At 57.1% G+C, this 20,798-nt stretch carries 16 protein-coding genes and 3 tRNA genes; 13 read left to right on the forward strand and 6 right to left on the reverse strand.

The window, feature by feature from the left end; genetic code table 11:
* Position 1 precedes the first annotated feature (1 nt).
* Together ACXJGX_RS11870 and ACXJGX_RS11875 are read right to left on the reverse strand one after the other, a co-directional pair.
* Complete coding sequence (locus ACXJGX_RS11870; RefSeq protein WP_474781863.1) at positions 2–2,023, reverse strand: Hint domain-containing protein; 2,022 nt, start codon at positions 2,021–2,023, stop codon at positions 2–4.
* 394 nt (positions 2,024–2,417) lie between these two features.
* Positions 2,418–3,587 carry a cytochrome P450 gene (locus tag ACXJGX_RS11875; RefSeq protein WP_474781865.1) on the reverse strand — a complete coding sequence of 390 codons (1,170 nt, stop codon included), beginning with the start codon at positions 3,585–3,587 and terminating at the stop codon, positions 2,418–2,420.
* Between the two features lie 59 nt (positions 3,588–3,646).
* Between ACXJGX_RS11875 and ACXJGX_RS11880 the strand changes: the two genes are divergently transcribed.
* From ACXJGX_RS11880 to ACXJGX_RS11900, 5 genes are all read left to right on the forward strand, one after another.
* Positions 3,647–5,416, forward strand: coding sequence for a sensor histidine kinase (locus ACXJGX_RS11880; protein WP_474781867.1), 1,770 nt, complete (start codon positions 3,647–3,649; stop codon positions 5,414–5,416).
* The gene (locus tag ACXJGX_RS11885) at positions 5,413–6,642 is read left to right on the forward strand and encodes a sigma-54-dependent transcriptional regulator (protein ID WP_474781869.1); all 1,230 of its coding nucleotides are present in this window, start codon (positions 5,413–5,415) and stop codon (positions 6,640–6,642) included. The genes ACXJGX_RS11880 and ACXJGX_RS11885 overlap by 4 nt, the downstream gene beginning before the upstream one ends.
* A gap of 241 nt (positions 6,643–6,883) precedes the next feature.
* Positions 6,884–7,894, forward strand: a complete 1,011-nt coding sequence (locus tag ACXJGX_RS11890) for a DctP family TRAP transporter solute-binding subunit (RefSeq protein ID WP_474781871.1) — start codon at positions 6,884–6,886, stop codon at positions 7,892–7,894.
* A 63-nt stretch (positions 7,895–7,957) separates the two neighbouring features.
* Positions 7,958–8,641, forward strand: a complete 684-nt coding sequence (locus ACXJGX_RS11895; protein ID WP_474781873.1) for a TRAP transporter small permease — start codon at positions 7,958–7,960, stop codon at positions 8,639–8,641.
* A 4-nt stretch (positions 8,642–8,645) separates the two neighbouring features.
* Positions 8,646–10,109, forward strand: a complete 1,464-nt coding sequence (locus ACXJGX_RS11900) for a TRAP transporter large permease (RefSeq protein ID WP_474781875.1) — start codon at positions 8,646–8,648, stop codon at positions 10,107–10,109.
* A gap of 213 nt (positions 10,110–10,322) precedes the next feature.
* Here ACXJGX_RS11900 and tpiA read toward each other — a convergent pair whose 3' ends face one another.
* From tpiA to rimK, 4 genes are all read right to left on the reverse strand, one after another.
* On the reverse strand, positions 10,323–11,054 hold the full coding sequence (tpiA, locus tag ACXJGX_RS11905; protein ID WP_474781877.1) for a triose-phosphate isomerase: 732 nt from the start codon (positions 11,052–11,054) through the stop codon (positions 10,323–10,325).
* Between the two features lie 548 nt (positions 11,055–11,602).
* Positions 11,603–11,968 carry a HesB/IscA family protein gene (locus ACXJGX_RS11910; protein ID WP_474781879.1) on the reverse strand — a complete coding sequence of 122 codons (366 nt, stop codon included), beginning with the start codon at positions 11,966–11,968 and terminating at the stop codon, positions 11,603–11,605.
* Between the two features lie 55 nt (positions 11,969–12,023).
* Positions 12,024–12,386 (reverse strand): SUF system Fe-S cluster assembly protein, encoded by a 363-nt coding sequence (locus ACXJGX_RS11915; RefSeq protein WP_474781881.1) that lies wholly within the window; start codon positions 12,384–12,386, stop codon positions 12,024–12,026.
* A gap of 84 nt (positions 12,387–12,470) precedes the next feature.
* A complete protein-coding gene (gene rimK, locus ACXJGX_RS11920; protein WP_474781883.1) occupies positions 12,471–13,874 on the reverse strand; it encodes a 30S ribosomal protein S6--L-glutamate ligase in 1,404 nt (467 codons plus the stop codon).
* Positions 13,875–14,174: 300 nt separating this feature from the next.
* Between rimK and tgt the strand changes: the two genes are divergently transcribed.
* The 8 genes from tgt (at position 14,175) to ACXJGX_RS11960 (ending at position 20,546) form a co-directional block, all read left to right on the forward strand.
* Positions 14,175–15,305: a tRNA guanosine(34) transglycosylase Tgt gene (gene tgt, locus ACXJGX_RS11925; RefSeq protein ID WP_474781885.1), complete on the forward strand. Its 1,131-nt coding sequence runs from the start codon at positions 14,175–14,177 to the stop codon at positions 15,303–15,305.
* Positions 15,306–15,551: 246 nt separating this feature from the next.
* Positions 15,552–17,957 carry an endopeptidase La gene (lon, locus tag ACXJGX_RS11930; protein ID WP_474781887.1) on the forward strand — a complete coding sequence of 802 codons (2,406 nt, stop codon included), beginning with the start codon at positions 15,552–15,554 and terminating at the stop codon, positions 17,955–17,957.
* Between the two features lie 136 nt (positions 17,958–18,093).
* Positions 18,094–18,420 carry an HU family DNA-binding protein gene (locus ACXJGX_RS11935; RefSeq protein ID WP_474781889.1) on the forward strand — a complete coding sequence of 109 codons (327 nt, stop codon included), beginning with the start codon at positions 18,094–18,096 and terminating at the stop codon, positions 18,418–18,420.
* A 94-nt stretch (positions 18,421–18,514) separates the two neighbouring features.
* Positions 18,515–19,087 carry a histidine phosphatase family protein gene (locus tag ACXJGX_RS11940; RefSeq protein ID WP_474781891.1) on the forward strand — a complete coding sequence of 191 codons (573 nt, stop codon included), beginning with the start codon at positions 18,515–18,517 and terminating at the stop codon, positions 19,085–19,087.
* 41 nt (positions 19,088–19,128) lie between these two features.
* Positions 19,129–19,204 (forward strand) — tRNA-Val (locus ACXJGX_RS11945).
* A 95-nt stretch (positions 19,205–19,299) separates the two neighbouring features.
* Entirely contained in the window at positions 19,300–20,232 is a 933-nt protein-coding gene (locus ACXJGX_RS11950) for a pirin family protein (RefSeq protein ID WP_474781893.1), read from the forward strand.
* Positions 20,233–20,362: 130 nt separating this feature from the next.
* Positions 20,363–20,439: transfer RNA gene (locus ACXJGX_RS11955), tRNA-Asp, on the forward strand.
* 30 nt (positions 20,440–20,469) lie between these two features.
* Positions 20,470–20,546 (forward strand) — tRNA-Asp (locus ACXJGX_RS11960).
* Positions 20,547–20,798 lie beyond the last annotated feature (252 nt).

Consider the following 20,798-nt stretch of genomic DNA (forward strand, 5'->3'; position numbering starts at 1 on the left):
CCTAATCAACCAATGCAACTTGGTTCTTTTCGTGCCGAGACGCCAAATTGCGCCCCTTGCGACCAGAAACCAGCGTGCGAACAGGTTGCGCCGCGTAATTGCGTACAATCAGTTCCGGGAAAAGCGCCATGATTTCCGCGCGGGCGTCCGGCCCGACCGATTTCAACGCCTGTGGACCAGTGAACAGGCTCTCTGTCCATGCCCCATCAGACGAGATCACTTCATGGCGGTCAAACAAAAGATGAAAGTATTCCACGCCGTCGCAATCGGTCACCTCGGACACGCCGCCTACAGACAGAAGGAACTTGGCAGCCACCAATATCTCGGGAGTGTCAAACATTCTGCTGGCGATCTTGGAGCGCACGAGAACACGGTGTTGAGGCGAAACCACTAGGTCGCTGGACGGCGTGTTAACCCCTAGGGCACCTTTGCTGATCTTAATCGGCCGCAGGTTTGGTTCATCGTCCAGACGTTGTGCGGTCACCATTTGACTGCCGATCCACCTTAGCCGCTGGTAGCCATTATCGGCGGTTAAAACCAGGTCGCCTTCTGACATGTCCTCTACTGCGACTTCGCCTCGCTTGGTGCTGATCATTGTGCCGCGTGAAAAACAGATCACATCGCGGAAGTCTAGATCGTTGGTAAGGGGCACCGCGCCGGTGCCATCGGGGGCGGTGTCATTGTCGGTATCGGCAAGCGTGAAGTTGCCCGCGCCGTCAATATCGGCGTCGTTGGCATCGTACCCGACCACGTCGTCCACGACATCCGCAATTCCGTCGCCATCCGTATCGGCAGAGGCATCGATGGCGGCCTGCGTTACACCGTGGCCGGCTTCGTCGGTATCGCTGATGCCATCGCCGTCGCTGTCAGTGTCCAGAATATCCGCAATTCCGTCCCCGTCAGTGTCCACCGGGGCAAGGCCGCCGGTCTCATAAGCATCGTCAAGCCCATCACCGTCACTATCAATACCCGTAGGCGCCACATAACCCGAGGTGGTCTGCGCCTCGACGTTATCAGTGATCCCGTCATTGTCACTGTCCAGATCCAGATGGTCCGCGACGCCGTCGCCGTCAGTGTCGGTGTATGTCTCTTCGGGTGTGATCGAAAATGTATGAGTGGCTTGGGTGCCAAAGTTAGGTCGTTGGCCTGAATCGATGACTGTGACACCGTCCACCTGCACACTGTAGAAGGCGGATTCGAAAGAGCCGGACAGACCGTCGCCGAATCCATCGAACACCGTAAATGTGTAGTCTCCCCCTACGGTCGCAGCGACGGTCACCGTTACAGAGGTGCTGTTTGCGATCGTTGTGTCGCTTGCGATCAAGACGCCATCAGCATCCCGAAGTTCCCAGGTGTTGGGGTCCACTGCAGACCACGGGTCGGCATCGAAGGTGACCGTGATTGTGCTGGTAACTTCCGAGGTGACGCCCTCATCGACGTCAAGAATGCCATCACCATCATCGTCGATGTCGTCGGAATTGATGACGCCGTCACCGTCGGTGTCAACGTAGTTGAATTCCAGAAGGTAACGGCTTGCGGTCATGCCATAGGTGTCGGTTCCTCCAGATGGAGCTGCCGTGCCAAGGGTGACCGATTCGATCGGCTTGGCCTCAAGTGCGTCCGAATAGGCGTTGGGACCGGTTGTCGGTGGCAGCAGATACAGATTTCCGTTGGTGTCCTGCATTACGATCGCATTGACAGTCACGGTTTGTCCGTCGCTGTATGTGATCACAGTGTTATTATAGAGCATGGTGGTGTCGTGCGTTTGCAGAGCACCCCCATCGATCGAGAACGTCTCGTTCTCGGATTGATTGTCCGCCCCATAAGAGGTGGCGTTCGCGCCGCCAGTGTAAGAGTTGGTGGGATCAGGCGACAGCGTCTGAAGGTTGCCGGAAATCGTGTCGCCCGGACCACCGAAAACCAACCCCTCCAACGCGGTATGGTTCTCGGACGTCAGATTGCCTTCAATGGTGTCGATCTCTGGCGCTGTGCCTAGATAGAATAGCGAAAACTCTGTTGCCATTTTGCTAACGATCCCCCCTTGAAGCTAAATATTGTGCCAGCTTAGGAAGGGTGCCGCGAATTCTCAAGTGGAAAATTTTAACGAAACACACGCTTTGCGCGAATGTAATGTTGCGACGGACGGAAAATTGATATGCACAGAAACCGCCGGATTTAAGTTTGCCGTGTAAAATGGCCCGGGCCATCCCCATTTCCAACACCTAGGGAATGTAGCGGTACTGCCTGTGTCCCAGAAACGGGACACAACAGGCGCGCATTAAAAACGTCACTATGTGTTTGAATGGCGTGCTTGTCTTGGGGCCGTGTTTGACAAGTCCCGCAAAACGCGTGTGGGCGATTTGGCGAACATCAGGCGGGGGCCGTTCGCGCTGCCCACCCATATCCGGGCTTCGCCGCTAATCTGCGACCCGAACCATCAACTGCTCCAGTCCGTGAAAGTGGAAGACGTCCCCGTAGCGGGGCGCCTGTGCCAGTTGCAGGTTTGGGCAACGGCTAAGCAGCGTTTCGAGGGCGATGCGCAGTTCCAGCCGGGCCAATGGCGCGCCGACACAAAAGTGGATGCCGCCGCCGAAACTGGTGTTTTGCGGTCCCTTGCGGGCCGCATCAAAGGTATTTGGATTGTCATAGGCGCGCGGATCGCGGTTGCCGGCCCCAAGCAGACAGGCGATCTGGTCGCCGCGCTTGAAGGCTTGGTCACCGATCTGCACATCGTCATAGACCCAGCGGGTAAACATATGCAGTGGCGGGTCAAAGCGGATGATTTCCTCGACGCAGGGGTCTGTAATTTCGCGAATATCAAGTTCAAGCAGGGTTTTTACCCCGTTGCCTAGCGTGTGCACTGTGGCCTCGTGTCCGGCGTTCAGCAGCAGGATGCAGGTGGTGATCAGCTCGTCCTCGGACAGCTTTTCACCGTTTTCCTCGGCCGCGATCAGGGTCGATATCAGATCGTCGGTCGGCGTTTTGCGCCGCTTGGTGATGTAGCTACGCATAAAGGCGGTGAAATCGTTGGTGGCGGCGATGGCGGCGGCTTCGATTTCGGGGGTGCGCCGGGCCTGATACATCGACACCATCGCGTTGGACCAGCGCAGCAGATCATCGGCGCGGTCTTCTGGGACACCCAGTAGCCGCGAGATGACGACGACAGGCACAGGCTGTGCGTAAGCGGTAAGCAGGTCGAACGGCCCGGTTGGAAAGCTGTCGATCAGATCATGGCAAAGCTGGGTGATGTCGGGCCCAAGGGCCGCAATCGTCCGGCTGGTGAAGGCGCGCAGCACCAGTGACCGCAGTCGCGTGTGCGTCGGCGGTTCCAGTTCCAGCATGGAGTGCGCTTCGACGTCGTAAAAAGGTTGCAGCGCGGGCGGGATTTTGGGCGCCAGTTCGGGCGGGCATTCACGCCCCATTTGCCGGTTGCGCAGCACCGCGTGCACGGCGCTATGCGACACCGCGCAGGCCATGTTGTAATCCTCCCACCAAAAGAAGTCGCCGCCCGCACGGGTGCGGTCATAAAACGGGTAGGGGTTTTGGACGAAGGCGGGGTCTGTCGGGGACTGGGAAAAACGTTGCATGGCGCAGCTTTGCCGCGCCTGTCTGGTCAATGCAAGTGGGCGTCGATAAGTTGCGTGCTATGGGACGATTTTTAAGACTACGGCATTTGGTAATCGCTGCTTTTTTGGCGGCTGTTGTCGGTTTTGCAGGCGGTGTGTGGTGGTATGGGTATGTTGCCGCCCTTGGCCCGCTTGAGCAGCGCGCCGAGGCAGATCTGGCGCTTGCGTCGGATCGTTTGACGGGCGAACTGCGCCGGTTTCGCGAATTGGCGGTGCTGACGGCAGATCACCCGCAGGTGCAGGCAGTGGTTGCGGGGCAAAATCCCACAGGTGCAGTGCAGTCCGTATTGCAAGAGATTGCGGATAAGACGGGTGCGCTGGATATCATGCTGGTGGCCAAGACCGGCGTCACATTGGCCGCGACAGAGGGTGCCCCGAACGTCGATCATCGTGGGCGACCCTACTTGGCGCGTGCCTTGGACGGGGCGTTGGGATTTCATCATCTCTACAGTGAGGCATACGGGCGGCGCGCCTTTGTCTTTGCGGCCCCTGTGTTTGCCGATGACGGTCCGGTGATTGGTGTTGTGCTGGTCTATGCAGATGTTGAAACGGTCGAGTCCGCATGGCGCGGTGCCCGCCCGGCCTTGTTTTTTACCGATACCGACGGGGTTGTGTTCTTGTCGAACCGGTCCGAACTGATTTTCAGCGCACGTAATGCCGCCGTGCCGGGGTCGGATAGTTACCCTTTTGATAAAGTCACCCCTTTTGTTGGGTATGCCGACCGGGTGACCGCAGGATTTGATCTGTGGCGCGTGGATGGCGGCAGGTATCTGCCGCGCGACGCCTTGCATGTTACACTGGATCTGCCTGTGATCGGGATGCGCGGCGAGGTGTTGGTGGACGTGGCCCCTGCACGCAAGCTGGCAGCCTTGCAAGCGGCGGTGGTTGCGGCGGTGTGTCTGACGTTCGGGTTGCTGTTGTCTGTTGCGACCCAGCGTCGGCGGTCACTGGCTGCGTTGAACATGCGCCTGGAACGGCGGGTACGTGACCGCACGACGGCACTGCGTGCGTTGAATGCCAATTTGCGCCGCGAGGTGGCGGATCGCACCGCGGCTGAGGTCAGGCTGCAAAAAGCCCAAGATGATCTGGTGCAGGCGGGCAAGCTGTCGGCGCTGGGGCAGATGTCGGCGGGGATCAGTCACGAGTTGAACCAACCGCTGACCGCTATCCGGTCGTTTGCAGAAAACGCGCAAGGGTTTCTGGAGCGGGGCAAGCCGGATGTGGCGGCGCAGAACCTTGGCCGCATTTCTGAACTGGCCCGCCGGATGGGCCGGATCATCACCAACTTGCGCGCCTTTGCCCGGCAAGAGGCGGAACCGCCAAAGGACGTGGATATTGTCGGGGTGATCGATGCGGTGCTTGAGATCGTGACGCCGCGCGCGGTCCAGGACAAAATCGCGCTGGTTTGGGATCGGCCCGATGCGCCCATGATCGTGCGTGGCGGCGAAGTCCGTTTGCAGCAGGTGATTTTGAACCTTGTGTCAAACGGGATGGACGCGATGGAAGAAAGTGATCCAAGGCAGTTGACCATCAGTTTAACGCAAGCCGCGGACCGCACCACCGTATCCGTGCGTGACACCGGCCCGGGCATTACCGAGCCCGAGAAAATATTCGAACCCTTTTATACCACCAAAGCGATCGGTGCCGCCGAAGGGATGGGGCTGGGGCTATCCATTTCTTACGGTCTGGTGCAAAGCTTTGGCGGCATGATCCGTGGCCGCAATCACCCAGATGGTGGGGCCGTGTTCACGGTGGAATTGGATACGGTTGCGCAAGAGGGCGACGCATGACGACACGCGTGTTACTGGTAGATGATGATCGCGATATCCGCGAGGCATTGGGGCAGACATTGGAACTGGCCGACCTTGCACCGACACTGGCCGGATCATTCGTCGAAGCAAAGGACCAACTGACCCGTGGTTTCGCAGGCGTCATCGTATCCGACATTCGGATGCCGGGCCGTGACGGGTTTCACCTGTTGGATTATGTGCGCGAAGTTGACCCGGAATTACCGGTGATCTTGCTGACCGGAGAAGCAGATATTCCGATGGCTGTGCGCGCCATGTCTGCGGGGGCCTATGATTTTCTGGAAAAGCCCTGCGCGCCACAGAACCTTGTTTCTGTTGTGGTGCGTGCCTTGCGCGCACGCGGACTTGTGCTGGAAAATCGCCGTCTGAAATCAGAGCTTGAGGCGGGCGATGCCGCGTCGCGGATGTTGTTTGGCCGATCGAAAATGGCGGATGATTTGCGCAATCAGGCGCGGGCAGCCGCACGTGCTGGCACCGAGGTTCTGATTTTGGGTGAGCCGGGGTCAGGCACATCTAAGGTCGCTGAGGTGATCCACCTGTTGTCCGCCGCCGCATCACGCCCGTTCATCAAACGGGCCGCATCGTCTTTGGATGCACCGGGGTTGCACGCGGCGTTTAGTGACGGATTGGATGGGACGCTGTATTTCGATGAAATTACGGGTCTGACACCGGATATGCAGTTAGCGTTGCTGGATCGGCTCGAGGCGGGCGGGAACGCACGCGTGCTTGCCGGGACCACGCGCAGCTTGCAAGACGCGATGGGCGCTGGGCAGTTTAACCCTGAACTGTTTTACAGGCTGGATCTGATGCGGGTGCGTATTCCGGCGCTGCATGAACGACCCGAGGATATTCCTGTGCTGTTTCACCATTATGTGGCGCAGGCCTGCGAGCAGGCAAACCTGACGCCGCCCGTGATCACCGCCGATCATACGGCGCGCCTGATGGCCCAAGACTGGCCAGGAAATGCCCGCGCGTTGATGAATGTCGCGATGCGGTTTGCATTGGGGTTGGACGAAAATGATGAACAGGCTGCGGGCGGTTTGGTGGCGCAGATGGCACAGGTGGAACGGTCTTTGTTGATTGCTGCCTTGCAGCGTCATGGCGGACGCGCGACCGAGGTCGTCAAAGACCTGCAACTGCCGCGCAAGACATTTTATGATAAACTGGCCAAGCACGGTCTGCGCGCGGATGATTTTCGGAACCAATAGATTCTGGGTGCTGAAAAAATGTGCGGATTTCCGCACTGTTAGCGCAAAGCGGCGTGTGGAAATCCGCACGCCGTTTTTTGACCAACATTTATAACTTTGTATAAATGTCATGTTTACAGTGGCTTGAGGCATGATGCTTACCTTATCTTAAGTGCCTTGCATCCCCAGTCACGCCGCTGTTTGGTTGCGACGTTCGCCCGACGCATCGGGCATGCCTAACATTCTCTTGGGAGGAGAAAATATGACTTTTCTGAAAACCGCTGCCGCAATGGCCGCGATGTCCGTGATCGCATCAGCCGCATATGCAGACCCGATGGGCTGTGACGATGGCGAGATCGTTGTAAAGTTCAGCCACGTCACAAACACAGACAAGCACCCCAAAGGCATCGCAGCAAGCCTGCTGGCCGAGCGTGTGAACGCTGAAATGGACGGCACCATGTGTATGGAGGTTTTCCCGAACTCCACACTGTATACCGACGAGCAAGTGATCGAAGCCATGCTGCGCGGCGACGTGCAACTGGCCGCGCCATCGCTTTCATTGTTCGAATCCATCACCAAAGCCTACCGTTTGTTCGATCTGCCGTTCATGTTTAAAAACATCGACGCGGTTGACGCGTTCCAGGCATCCGAAACCGGCCAGAACATGCTGGACGCGATGCAGCGCCGCGGCTTGCAGGGGCTTGGCTATTGGCACAACGGCATGAAACAGTTTTCGGCCAATGTGCCGCTGATTTCACCTGCGGATGCAAACGGTCTGAAATTCCGCGTACAGCCTTCCGACGTGCTGGTTGCGCAGATGGAAGCCTTGGGCGCATCGCCACAGCCAATGGCATTCTCTGAAGTATACGGCGCACTGCAAACCGGCGTTGTCGACGGTCAGGAAAACACATGGTCGAACATCTACGGCCAGAAGTTCTTTGAAGTGCAGGACGGCACCACCGAAACCAACCACGGCGTTCTGGATTACATGGTCGTCGCGTCTGTCGATTTTCTTGACAGCCTAGATCCGGCCGTGCGCGACCAGTTCATCACGATCCTGAACGAGGTCACAGCCGAGCGCAACGCTGCGGTAAAAGAGGTCGATATGACCGCGCGTCAGTCGATCCTGGATGCGGGCGGCACCATCGTCGAGCTGACACCAGAACAGCGTGCTGTCTGGTTGGATGTCATGAAACCTGTTTGGGCGAAGTTTGCTGAAGAAGTCGGTCAAGAAAACATCGACGCCGCACAGCTGATCAACGAAGCCAACTAAGGTTATCAATTTAAGGGCGGGCTGCGGGTGCAGTCCGCCCTTTGTTATAGGGAACCACACATCATGAGCCGGAAATACACGCCCTCTGGGCCGGTTGGTCGTGCCGTACACGGGTTTGAGGAAAACATGATCGGGCTGCTGATTGGCCTGATGACGTTGCTGACCTTTGCCAACGTTGTGCTGCGATACGGGTTCAATCTTTCGATCATCTGGAGCCAAGAGGTCACGCTTGTTTTGTTTGCATGGCTGGTCCTTTTTGGTGTGGCGTACGGGTTCAAAGTGACGGCCCATCTGGGCGTCGACGCGATCACCAATATGCTGCCCCCCGGTGCGCGCAAAGTGGTGGCGCTGGTTGCTGGCGTAATCACAATTTTTTATGCGATTTTGCTGTTTAAGGGCGCATGGGATCAATGGGCCCCGTTTGCCGATCTGCCGCCCACATCGGGCAGTTGGTTCCCCACCGGCTTTGACACCGATGCGCGCGGGCGCAGTTTCTTTGAAACCGACCAGATCCCGATGCCCGGCTTTTTGCGGTTTCTGGAAGACTGGATCAACTACGGCGAACGTTATGCCAAGATGCCGCGGATGATCCCTTATACGATTTTGCCGATTGCCGCCGTACTTATCCTGTTTCGGGTGGTCCAAGCCGTGTGGCGTATTTGGACAGGTGCATCCGAAAGCCTGATCGTCAGCCACGAAGCCGAAGACGCTGTGGCCGAAGTTTCTAACATGAATAAAGGGGCCTAAGATCATGGAAGTCTTATTTCTTTTCCTGATGATCATCGGCTTTTTGCTGATCGGTGTGCCGATTGCGGTGGCGCTGGGTGTCAGCTCGATCATCTTTCAACTGCTGTATTCCGACACGTCATTAGCGGCTGTCGCGCAATCGCTGTATTTGGCGATGGCAGGTCATTACACATTGCTTGCGATCCCGTTCTTTGTGCTTGCGTCGTCGTTTATGTCGACGGGCGGCGTGGCAAAACGGATCATCCGGTTTGCGATTGCTTGCGTGGGTCATTTGCAAGGCGGTCTGGCGATTGCCGGGGTATTGGCCTGTATGATGTTTGCGGCCCTGTCGGGGTCGTCGCCTGCAACGGTGGTTGCGATCGGGTCCATTGTGATCGCGGCGATGACGCAAGTGGGCTATTCCAAAGAATTCGCGGCCGGCGTGATCTGTAACGCCGGGACGCTGGGCATTTTGATCCCGCCGTCCATCGTGATGGTGGTCTACGCGTCCGCCACGGACGTATCGGTTGGCCGGATGTTTTTGGCGGGTGTGATCCCCGGCATTCTGGCAGGTGTGATGTTGATGGTCACCATCTACATCATGGCGCGGATCAAAAACATGCCCAAAGGCGAATGGCATGGCTGGGGCGAAATCTGGGCCAGCTTTCGTGACGCGCTATGGGGGTTGTTACTGATCGTCATCATCATGGGCGGCATCTATGGCCACCCTTGGGCCGGCTTTGACGACGGGTTCCGCATCTACTGGAAAAGCGGTGCGTTTACCCCAACCGAAGCCGCCGCCGTTGCCGCCGTCTATGCCTTTATCGTTGCGACCTTTATCTACCGCGATATGGGGCCGCTGGCGGCGCGTGATGCGGACGGCAACTTGCCGGTGCTGGGCATGACAGAGGCGGTGACGACCCGTTCAAACCTGCTGCAAAAACCTTGGGCACTGATCACAGGGTTCTTTCACAAAGATACCCGTGCGACCCTGTTCGAGGGCGGCAAACTGACCATCACCTTGATGTTCATCATCGCCAACGCGCTGCTGCTAAAGCACGTTTTAACCGACGAACAAATCCCGCAGCACATCGCGGATATCATGCTGAGCGCGGGGTTGGGGCCGATTACATTCCTGATCATGGTCAACGTGATCCTGCTGATCGGTGGGCAGTTCATGGAGCCCTCAGGCTTGATCGTGATTGTGGCGCCATTGGTGTTTCCGATTGCGTTACAATTGGGGATCGACCCGATCCATTTGGGCATCATCATGGTCGTGAACATGGAAATCGGGATGATCACACCGCCAGTTGGGTTGAACCTGTTCGTCACATCGGGCGTCGCGTCGATGCCGCTGATGGCGGTGGTCCGCGCTGCGTTGCCGTTCTTGGCCGTGTTGTTCGTGTTCTTGATCATCATCACTTACGTGCCGATCATCTCGACGTACCTCCCGACCCTGTTCATGGGGCCAGAGATCATCGTGAAATAGGTCCTGCACCAAATATCACGGTCAAAGGCCGCCGGCAGATATCTGTCGGCGGCTTTTTCATATAAAATAGACAGCAGCTGGGAAGGCCAGCTAAGCCTGCTTAGCGGTCGATCAACAGCTTGCGGCGCGGTCTTGTTTGTCTGTGGCTGGGCTGTGAAACTGCTGGCCAATGCAATTGCGATTGGCCAGCATTTGAAATGGTGCGTTGGACCGTCAGTTCGCTTCCAGCGCGGTGATGATCGGGCTGAAATCTTCGGCCTTTAGGCTGGCGCCGCCAACCAATGCCCCGTCGACGTCGGGGACGCTGAAAATATCGGCGGCATTGCTGCCTTTGACCGACCCGCCGTAGAGAATGCTGAAATCCGCGCCATCGGCAAAGCGCGCCATCAGACGGGCGCGGATGTGGGCGTGGACTTCGGCGATTTGGGGCCGCGTGGGGACTTTGCCGGTGCCAATTGCCCAGACCGGTTCATAAGCGATGATGGTGTTTGTAGCCGTGGCGCTGTCGGGGATCGATCCGGCAATCTGGGTGTCGATAACGGACAGGGTGGTGCCGTCTTCGCGCTGGGACAGGGTTTCGCCGATGCAGATGATTGCGGTCAGGTCAGCGGCGTAGGCGGCGATTGATTTGGCGGCGACCGTGGCGTCGGTTTCCCCGTGGTCGGCGCGGCGTTCCGAATGGCCCGTGATCACGTAGCGGGCACCGGCATCTGCCAGCATCTGCGCACTGATGTCGCCGGTATGCGCGCCAGCTGTGGCAGTGTGGCAATCTTGGCCGCCGATGCCAAAGGGCAGGGCGGAACAGGCCGCGATTAAAGTGGCCGGCGGGCAGATCACGATATCGACTGTCGCGACCGCATGCTGCTGCGCCAGCGTATCGAGCACGCCCAAGTCGGCGCGCAGCCCGTTCATTTTCCAGTTTCCAGCGGCAATTTTACGCGGCATCGGTCCGTCCTTTTGTCAAAGTTTGTTTATTGCTATCAACTGTACAGTTGGATCGGAAGGGCTGTGATGACAGATCAGGGTATTGTGCGCATTGACGCTGCCGCGCTGATCGCAGGGGACAAAGCAGGTTGTGCGGCGGCCGGACACGCCCGCGGGCTTTGCCGACGTCCTGCGCGCCTATTGTGCGCGCTACAGATTGTGCATTGGATTTGCTACGCGCCATTGCCGATACAGCGGGCGAGGACGGCGCATATTTCCGCCTGCTTTTTGATCGCCGGGTGGCGTTACTGCGGGGGAATTATTACCCTGAACGCCCGGCGTGGGCCGGTGCCGATGATTTCGGGATTGCGGCGCATACAGATGATGGCTGTCTGACATTGTTGGCCACCGACGGGTCTGCGGGCCTGACCATGCACGATATCGGTGCCGCTGTTTTTCAGCCCCAACGACGATGCAAATCTGGCACCGATTGGATCAGGCCATCTGATCAATGCGCGCGCTCATCTCGAAAAACGGTTTTCCGAGACTTACGTGCATTTGAACAAACCTTATGCCTTAGCGGTCAGACTGTCGTCGAATTTAATGGATTCGCCACAGCCGCAGGCGTCAACGACGTTGGGATTGCGGAACTTAAAACCGGATTCGAGCAGTGACGTTTCATAGTCGATTTCAGTGCCGAACAGGAACATCTGCGCCATCGGAGCGATCATCACCCTTGCGCCGTCCAGTTCGACAACCTCGTCCAGTGGATCAATGTCGGTGACATAATCCATGGTATATTCCATGCCTGCGCAGCCGCCTTTCTTGACGCCAATGCGCAGCCCTTGATGGCTGTCTTTTGCCATGAGCGCCGCAATTTTTGCAGCTGCTTTGGGGGTGATGCTGACGGCTTGCTTGCCGGGAATACCAAACATGAACAGTCTCCTTTGAAGCCAAGGTAGGGCGCATCAACGCCCCAAACAAGTCTACTTACATGAAGCCCAGTTCAAGACGGGCTTCGTCGGACATCATTTCCATGCCCCATTGCGGTTCGAACGTCATCGCGACATCGACCTGCTTGACGCCGGGCAGGGGTTCGACCGCGTCGGCGACCCAACCGGGCATTTCGCCGGCGACCGGGCATCCGGGTGCGGTCAGGGTCATGACGATATCAACTGCATTATCTTCTTTGATATCAATCGTGTAGATAAGACCAAGGTCAAAGATATTGACCGGAATTTCCGGGTCATAGACGGACCGACAGGCCTGTACGATATCATCATACAGCGGGTGATCTGTCGAGGATGGCGCAATCAGTGGCGCGCCTTCAAGCTGTGCGTTTGTGTCTGTCATGACCTGTCTTCCTGCATTCCTGAGCAAACATATAGGGATTGCGTGGCATGAGGTAAAGGGTGCGGCGTGTCCGCACCATGATGATTACCGCGCCTTGGGCCGACGCGGCGCCCGCATGTGGACCCGTTTTTCGATTTCGTCGAACAGGGCGCCGGCGATATTGCGCCCGCTTGCGGTTTCGATGCCTTCGAGTCCGGGGGATGAGTTCACCTCGAGCACCTTGGGGCCGTCGTCACCGCGTAACAGATCGACGCCCGCAAAATTAAGATGCAGCGCGGTGGCTGCGCGGATGGCGGTTTCGCGTTCTTCTTTGGTGATCTTTACTTTGGACGCGGCGCCGCCCTGATGCAGGTTAGAGCGAAATTCGCCTTCGGCGGCTTTGCGTTTGATTGCCCCGACCACTTTGCCACCGATCACCAGACACCGGATGTCCTCGCCGTTGGCTTCTTTGACAAAATGCTGCACGAGAAAGTTTGCGCGCAGGTTGCGAAACGCGGAAATCACGCTTTCGGCGGCTTTTGGGGTTTCGGCCAGCACCACGCCTTTGCCTTGGGTGCTTTCAAGGAGTTTCACGATCAGGGGCGCCTTGCCGACAAGGCCGATCAGGTTGTTGGTATCCTTGGGGGACGATGCAAACGCGGTGGCGGGCATACCGATCCGGTTGCGGGCAAGCACCTGATGCGCGGCCAGTTTGTCGCGTGACGTGCCGATGCCGTCGCTGGAATTGACGCAATACGTGCCGATAGTTTCGAATTGCCGCACCACCGCAGTGCCATAAGCCGTAATCGATGCGCCAATGCGCGGGATCACGGCATCATAGCGGGGCAGCCGTTTGCCATCGTAATAGACGGCGGGGGCGTTCTGGTTGATCGCCATGTAACAGCGGGTGGTGTCGATCACTTCGACCACGTGGTCGCGCGCGTGCCCTTCTTCGATCAAGCGGCGCGTCGAAAAGTTGTCTTCGCGCGACAGCACGGCGATGCGCAGGCTGCGTTTGGTGGCGGGGCTGCGACGGGTTTTGTGGTAGACATCGTAATCAAGCTGCGGCTGAAAGAACCGCTCGCTTGGGTGTACGGTGATTTCGGGGCCAAGCGCCTGCCGCCCAAGCAGCATCCGCGAACTCATAGAGCGTCGATCCGTCAATGTGACCTCGATCGGCCAGGTTTTTCCGGCAACTTCGATCAGTGTTTCAATGACATACCGTGTTTCGGTTTCGCCGTTGGAACTGGTCACATCGCGCTGTTCCAGCAGCGGCGCAGAGCAGGAAATTTCGATATCGTCGCGGCCAGCGACCGGATGAACGCTGAACCGCACCAACGGTTTTGCAGCGGGCCCAAAGGGTTCGATTTCAAAGGCATGCAGCGCAGAGGTTCGCGCGCCGGTGTCGACCTTGGCGCGCAGGGCAGGTAGCCCAAGACCAGGCAGAGACACCCATTCTTCCCAACCGAATGTGAATTCTTCTTCGGATGGTAAGTGTTGATTCGGCATCGGATTTTCCAAGTAATGTTTCAGCGGCGCGTAGAGCAGCAGACCCGCGCCAAGACAACCAAAACCTTATCCACAGGGGCGGGTGTGACGCGGCGTTTGAATGGTCTTTGATCACGCGACTGGCAGCCTGCCCGTGAAGGTGTTTAAAATTTATGACGGTCATCGCTGACAACATCTATATTCAGAGTTTGCAGTATCCCACATGATCGGGTCCGCGTGTGGATGCATTTCGCCACGTCAAAATGCCCTGACGTTGGACACCCCTCTTGGCTTTTTCATACAGATCGTGGAAGAGAGCCTATGACACACCGTTTCTCATTTTCCCTGAATGCCACTGATGGCAAAGCCCGCACCGGGGTGATTTCCACGCCGCGTGGCGATATCCGGACACCTGCGTTTATGCCAGTCGGCACCGCCGCCACCGTCAAGGCGATGATGCCTGAAAGCGTGGCTGCGACGGGGGCAGATATTTTGCTGGGCAATACCTATCACCTGATGTTGCGCCCCACCGCCGAACGCATTGACCGGTTGGGTGGCCTGCATAAGTTCATGAATTGGGACAAACCGATTCTGACCGACAGCGGCGGGTTTCAGGTCATGTCGCTGGCAGGGCTGCGCAAGCTCACGGAAAAAGGTGTGACGTTCAAATCGCATGTGGACGGGTCCAAGCACGAATTGACACCAGAGCGGTCGATGGAAATCCAAAAGCTGCTTGGCTCTGATATTGTGATGTGTTTTGACGAATGCCCTGCGCTGCCCGCAGATCGCACCCGGATCAACGAAAGTATGCAAATGTCGATGCGGTGGGCGGCGCGGTCGCGCGCGGCATTCGGGGATCGGCCCGGACATGCGCTGTTCGGCATTCAGCAGGGCGGACTGGAAGAAGATCTGCGCGCCGAAAGCGCGGCCGCCCTGCGCGATATCGAATTTGATGGCTATGCCGTTGGTGGTTTGGCCGTGGGCGAAGGCCAAGAGGCGATGTTCAGCGTGCTGGATTTCGCACCCGATCAATTGCCCACTGATAAACCGCGGTATTTGATGGGCGTGGGCAAGCCCGACGATATTGTGGGCGCCGTCAAACGCGGCATTGATATGATGGATTGCGTGTTGCCCAGCCGGTCGGGGCGCACTGGTCAAGTCTTCACCCGCCGCGGCGTGCTGAATATCAAGAACGCGCGCCATATGGACGATCCGCGTCCGCTGGATGACAAATGCACCTGTCCTGCCTGTTCCAATTATTCACGCGCCTATCTGCACCATGTGTTCCGGGCGCAGGAGATGATTTCCGGGATGCTGCTGACATGGCATAACCTGCATTATTTCCAGGATATCATGCAGGGGATGCGTGACGCGATTGCAGTCGGGCAGTTCGCCGCTTGGGAGGCCGATTTTCATGCAGGGCGGGCGATGGGCGATGTCGAACCGATCTGATCGCGTACACAAAAAGTTTAGCTATTCCCGCTACACGCGCAAAATCACGTGTTTTGTCAGGCTGTCTTAAGGTTTTTACGTTTGTATGGTTGCGGCTGCCGCCGGACAAAGGCAGTCTGGACCTGAAGCAACACTATGTTTGGTTGAAAGCGCAATGCAGTCACCCCACATATACCGGGCAAGAGGAAACACCCATCGGCTGCCGCAAAGCGGGGTCAGGGCGTTTTGCCAATAAAGGAAGTAAACATGCAAGAACCACTGAGTTCATCTTACCCTGTCCTGCCGCTGCGCGATATCGTGGTTTTCCCACATATGATCGTGCCGCTGTTTGTGGGACGTGAAAAGTCTGTGCGCGCCTTGGAAGAGGTGATGCAGGACGACAAACAAATTCTGCTGTCCAGCCAGATTGACGCCGGAGAAGACGATCCTGCGCAGGATGGCATCTATAAAACCGGTGTTCTCGCCAATGTTCTGCAGCTGCTGAAATTGCCCGATGGCACCGTAAAGGTGTTGGTCGAAGGCCGCTCGCGGGTGACTATCACCGGATTTATCGAGAACGAGAATTTCTTTGAGGCATCCGCAGAATACCTAGAAGAAACCACAGGTGAGGCCGCTGAAGAAGAGGCGCTGGTGCGCAATGTCGCCGCCGAATTCGAACGCTATGCCAAGATCAAGAAAAACATCCCCGAAGAGGCAATGGCCGCTGTCGGTGAAGCAACAGAGCCTGCCAAACTGGCCGATCTTGTTGCCGGACATTTGGGCATTGAAGTGGACCAGAAGCAGGGGCTTTTGGAAACGCTATCCGTGTCTGAACGGCTGGAAAAAGTCTATGGAATGATGCAGGGCGAAATGTCCGTTCTTCAGGTCGAGAAAAAGATCAAGACCCGCGTGAAGTCCCAGATGGAACGCACCCAGCGCGAATACTATTTGAATGAGCAAATGAAGGCCATTCAAAAAGAGCTGGGCGACGGTGAAGAGGGCCAGAATGAAGTGGCCGAGCTTGAGGCGAAAATCGCCGAAACAAAGCTGTCCAAAGAGGCGCGCGAAAAGGTTGACGCAGAGCTGAAGAAGCTCAAGAACATGTCGCCAATGTCTGCCGAAGCCACGGTTGTGCGCAACTATCTGGATTGGATTCTGGCGCTGCCATGGGGTGTCAAATCGCGCACCAAGAAAGACCTGAACCACGCCCAAAAGGTGCTGGATAACGACCACTATGGCCTTGAAAAGGTCAAAGAACGCATTGTTGAATACCTTGCTGTACAACAGCGTTCGGCCAAACTGAAGGGTCCGATCATGTGTTTGGTCGGCCCTCCGGGCGTGGGGAAAACCAGCCTTGGTAAATCGGTCGCCAAAGCTACGGGGCGCGAATTTATTCGCATCTCGCTCGGCGGTGTGCGTGACGAATCTGAAATCCGTGGTCATCGCCGGACCTATATCGGGTCGATGCCCGGTAAGATCATTCAGGCGCTGAAGAAGGCAAAGACGACGAACCCGCTGATCTTGCTCGATGAAATCGATAAGATGGGTCAGGATTTCCGGGGCGACCCGGCGTCGGCGATGCTTGAGGTGTTGGACCCGGAACAAAACGCCACATTCGTGGATCACTACCTTGAGGTCGAATATGACCTGTCGAACGTGATGTTTTTGACCACGGCGAACAGCTATAACATGCCGGGGCCGTTGCTGGACCGGATGGAGATCATTTCATTGTCGGGCTACACCGAGGATGAAAAGGTCGAAATCGCCAAGCAGCACCTGTTGCCAAAGGTCATGAAAAACCACGGGTTGAAGCCTGCAGAGTTTACGGTTGCAGATGATGCACTGTTGGCGATGGTCCGCGTGTATACACGCGAGGCCGGGGTGCGAAATCTGGAACGTGAATTGGCCAAGGTTGCGCGCAAAGCTGTGACCAAGATCGTCAAGAAAGAGGCGAAGCTGATTGAAGTCAGCGCCGCAAATCTGAACGACTTCTTGGGCGTGGAGCGCTACAGCTTTGGGCTCGCTGAGGAAAAGGATCAGGTCGGTGTCGTGACCGGGTTGGCGTGGACATCGGTGGGTGGCGAATTGCTTAACATCGAGGCGCTGCGTTTGCCGGGCAAAGGTCGCATGAAAACGACCGGGAAACTGGGCGATGTCATGAAGGAATCGATTGATGCAGCGTCGTCCTACGTCAGGTCGATCGCGCCGCAAATCGGTGTGAAACCGACGAAGTTTGACACGATCGACATTCACGTCCACGTGCCGGACGGGGCAACCCCCAAGGATGGCCCTTCGGCTGGTTTGGCGATGGTGACATCGATTGTGTCGGTACTGACGCAGATCCCGGTGCGCAAAGACATTGCGATGACGGGTGAAGTGTCGCTGCGCGGGAACGCAATGCCGATTGGCGGCTTGAAAGAAAAGCTTTTGGCGGCGTTGCGGGGTGGGATCACGACGGTGTTGATCCCGCAAGAAAACGCCAAAGACCTGCCGGATATCCCGGACAACGTGAAAGAGGGGCTAAAGATCATTCCCGTCAAACACGTGTCCGAGGTGCTGGAACATGCACTGGTTCGGAAACCAGAGCCGATCGAATGGGATGAAGCTGCCGAAGAAGCCGCGGCTGCAGCTCTGCGGGCCGGTACGGGTGGTGAAGGCGCGCGCGCACACTGATCTGATGCACTGAACGGTAAGAAGGCGCGGGTTAAAAACCGCGCCTTTTCGCGTTTGTGGCGGGCCTTTTCTTTGGTTGCGATTGAGTGATACAGTTTTCGCTAAGCGGTGAATGCGCTGCGCAATGGGAATAGGAATGAACATGGTTAACGATACGGATGCCCAGGATACTGATCACGCTGATGCGCCTGCGCTGATGAAAAAGCCGGACCTGATGGATCGTACTGTGGCGCGTAGTGGCCTTAAGAAACGCGATGTCAAACCTGCAGTTGACGCTGCATTGGCAGAAATCGCCGAAGCACTGATGAACGGCGAAGATTTGATTTTGCCGCCGTTGGGCCGCGTGCGCATTATCAAAAGTAAAGAGCTTGATGGCGGTTCAACCATGTTGACCCTGCGGCTGCGCACACCGAAAACGGTCGTGGTTGCAGATGCGCCGTCCGGTGACGACGACGACGAATAGTCCCCCATCAACGCAAAAAGCAAATGCGCGCATGCATCACATTGTGGATGTTTGCGCGCTTTTTTGTGAAACTATCCCATTTTAACCAGACCAAGTGAGGTATCCATTGGACTATCCGGAACTTTATATTTTGCGTCACGGTCAAACCGAATGGAACCTAGAGGGGCGCATGCAAGGCGCGTTGAATTCGCCGCTGACCTTACAAGGCATCAAGGATGCGACGCGACAGGGCGAAATACTCGAATCGCGTGATTTGGCCGGGTTTACGTTTTTCTGCAGTCCGCAGGCGCGTGCGGTGCAAACGGCGGGAATCGCTTTGGCACGAATCGCGGCTGATATTCATACCGACGACCGCTTGCGTGAAATTTGTGTTGGCGATTGGTCAGGGTTGCTGCGCGATGACCTGCCCATGCCTGACGCGCCCGACCCGTATATGGCGCAATATGAAATAGCCCCGAATGGCGAGGGGATAGCCAGTGTAGAGGCGCGCTGCCGCTCTTTTTTGTATGATTTAAAGGGGCCCGCGGTATTGGTCACGCATGGTGTGGCCGGGCGCGCGCTGCGCGGTTTGGTCGTGGGCGCAGAGGCGACAGAGGGGACCACGATCCACGGTGGGCAGGGCTGCGTGTATCATTTGAAAAATGGTGTCGAAAACTTGCTGACTTAGGCTTGCGTCCGCCCGCAACATACCCTAAATGACGCGACATCGGGTGATTAGCTCAGTTGGTAGAGCGCTTCCTTTACACGGAAGATGTCGGGAGTTCGAGCCTCTCATCACCCACCATTCCCCAATTTTATAGATACGATGTGCAGCGACGCAGATAGCGCGGCGGCGGTTTTGGGTTAAGGTATACGGGACCTTAACATGGGAATGATCACATGAGTTGGAGCCCGCTTTTAGATGCCCATATCCCGATTGGTGATGGTGTCGACCAGATTGAAACTGTGATTGTTGCGCGTGCGCGTGATTTGGGCGGGTTCGCCGTACGCCGCGCCTTGCCGACGGCGCGGCGCCAGATGGTAGGTCCGTTCATCCTGTTCGATCAGATTGGTCCGGTGGAATTCATGACGGGGCAGGGGCTTGATATTCGGCCGCATCCGCATATTGGTTTGGCGACGGTCACCTACTTGCATCAGGGTGCGTTGCATCACCGCGATAGTCTGGGGTCGGATCAATGGATTGCACCCGGAGAGATGAACCTGATGGTCGCGGGCAAGGGAATCACGCATTCGGAACGTATGGATGGACCCGGCCAGACGGCCCCACAGCCGATGTTTGGCATCCAGACATGGATCGCTTTGCCCAAAGGCGCAGAGGACGGGCCCGCAGCATTTCACCATACCTCCAAATCCGGCCTGCCCTATTTACAGGACGAAGGAAAAGAGGTGCGGGTGATTATGGGGACAGCATACGGGGTGACAGCCCCCGTCGCGACCCCGTCCGAGACGTTTTATATTGACGCGCGCCTTGATCCCGGCGCCAGTCTACCGATGCCCGACAATCACGAGGACCGCGGCGCATATGTGTTGCAGGGGGCTGTTACCGTCGCGGGGCAGGTGTTCGAGGCCGGTCAAATGCTGGTGTTTCGTCCCGGTGACCGCATCAGCGTGACCGCGGGTCCACAAGGCGCGCGGTTGATGCTGTTGGGTGGTGCCACCTTGGAAGGCGACCGATTCATCTGGTGGAATTTTGTGGCATCAAGCCGTGATCGGATTGATGCGGCCAAAGAAGCGTGGCGTGCGGGTGACTGGCAACACGGTCGTTTTCAGCTGCCTCCGAACGATAATAAAGACTATATTCCGCTGCCGTGAATGTGCCCCAATTGCGCAGAGGTTAGAAAACTTTCGCCATGTCGCATTTTTGCGCAACTGACCGCTTGACGGGGGCGGGGCGCAGACATAGAAGCACCCCACGTTCGGTCACAGACCGGAAAGTAGATGCGCGGTTGTAGCTCAGTTGGTTAGAGTACCGGCCTGTCACGCCGGGGGTCGCGGGTTCGAGCCCCGTCAACCGCGCCACTACTTACGTTTGTGATTTTGATACGATGCGCGGTTGTAGCTCAGCTGGTTAGAGTACCGGCCTGTCACGCCGGGGGTCGCGGGTTCGAGCCCCGTCAACCGCGCCACTTATCCTAGATAGTTAGAGTTGAAACACAGATTGTGTTTGATGGCTCCATGAATGTCCGCTGTGCGGACTTAGCTGCCGTTCATGGCAATTAGTCCCAGCGTCCGCTTTGCGGACGAAGCGCCATTTCGCTACGGCTGCGCCAATGGCTGCTTGCGCGAAAGATTAGTTTTAGGACGGTTGCGACCTAAACGAGGATCAACCGCAATCCCAGGTCAGGTAGGCTTTCTGAAAGTCCCTATGCGCTAAGGCT

This window comes from Yoonia sp. SWMV100, assembly GCF_056108365.1.

Bases quoted from the DNA above. Each gene is read 5' to 3' on its own strand.
- ACXJGX_RS11880 (WP_474781867.1), top strand. From the start codon at position 3,647: ATGGGACGATTTTTAAGACTACGGCATTTGGTAATCGCTGCTTTTTTG.
- tgt (WP_474781885.1), top strand. From the start codon at position 14,175: ATGACACACCGTTTCTCATTTTCCCTGAATGCCACTGATGGCAAAGCC.
- ACXJGX_RS11915 (WP_474781881.1), bottom strand. From the start codon at position 12,386: ATGACAGACACAAACGCACAGCTTGAAGGCGCGCCACTGATTGCGCCA.
- rimK (WP_474781883.1), bottom strand. From the start codon at position 13,874: ATGCCGAATCAACACTTACCATCCGAAGAAGAATTCACATTCGGTTGG.
- lon (WP_474781887.1), top strand. From the start codon at position 15,552: ATGCAAGAACCACTGAGTTCATCTTACCCTGTCCTGCCGCTGCGCGAT.
- ACXJGX_RS11900 (WP_474781875.1), top strand. From the start codon at position 8,646: ATGGAAGTCTTATTTCTTTTCCTGATGATCATCGGCTTTTTGCTGATC.
- ACXJGX_RS11875 (WP_474781865.1), bottom strand. From the start codon at position 3,587: ATGCAACGTTTTTCCCAGTCCCCGACAGACCCCGCCTTCGTCCAAAAC.
- ACXJGX_RS11895 (WP_474781873.1), top strand. From the start codon at position 7,958: ATGAGCCGGAAATACACGCCCTCTGGGCCGGTTGGTCGTGCCGTACAC.
- ACXJGX_RS11870 (WP_474781863.1), bottom strand. From the start codon at position 2,023: ATGGCAACAGAGTTTTCGCTATTCTATCTAGGCACAGCGCCAGAGATC.
- ACXJGX_RS11910 (WP_474781879.1), bottom strand. From the start codon at position 11,968: ATGTTTGGTATTCCCGGCAAGCAAGCCGTCAGCATCACCCCCAAAGCA.
- ACXJGX_RS11935 (WP_474781889.1), top strand. From the start codon at position 18,094: ATGAACATGGTTAACGATACGGATGCCCAGGATACTGATCACGCTGAT.
- ACXJGX_RS11950 (WP_474781893.1), top strand. From the start codon at position 19,300: ATGAGTTGGAGCCCGCTTTTAGATGCCCATATCCCGATTGGTGATGGT.
- tpiA (WP_474781877.1), bottom strand. From the start codon at position 11,054: ATGCCGCGTAAAATTGCCGCTGGAAACTGGAAAATGAACGGGCTGCGC.
- ACXJGX_RS11885 (WP_474781869.1), top strand. From the start codon at position 5,413: ATGACGACACGCGTGTTACTGGTAGATGATGATCGCGATATCCGCGAG.
- ACXJGX_RS11890 (WP_474781871.1), top strand. From the start codon at position 6,884: ATGACTTTTCTGAAAACCGCTGCCGCAATGGCCGCGATGTCCGTGATC.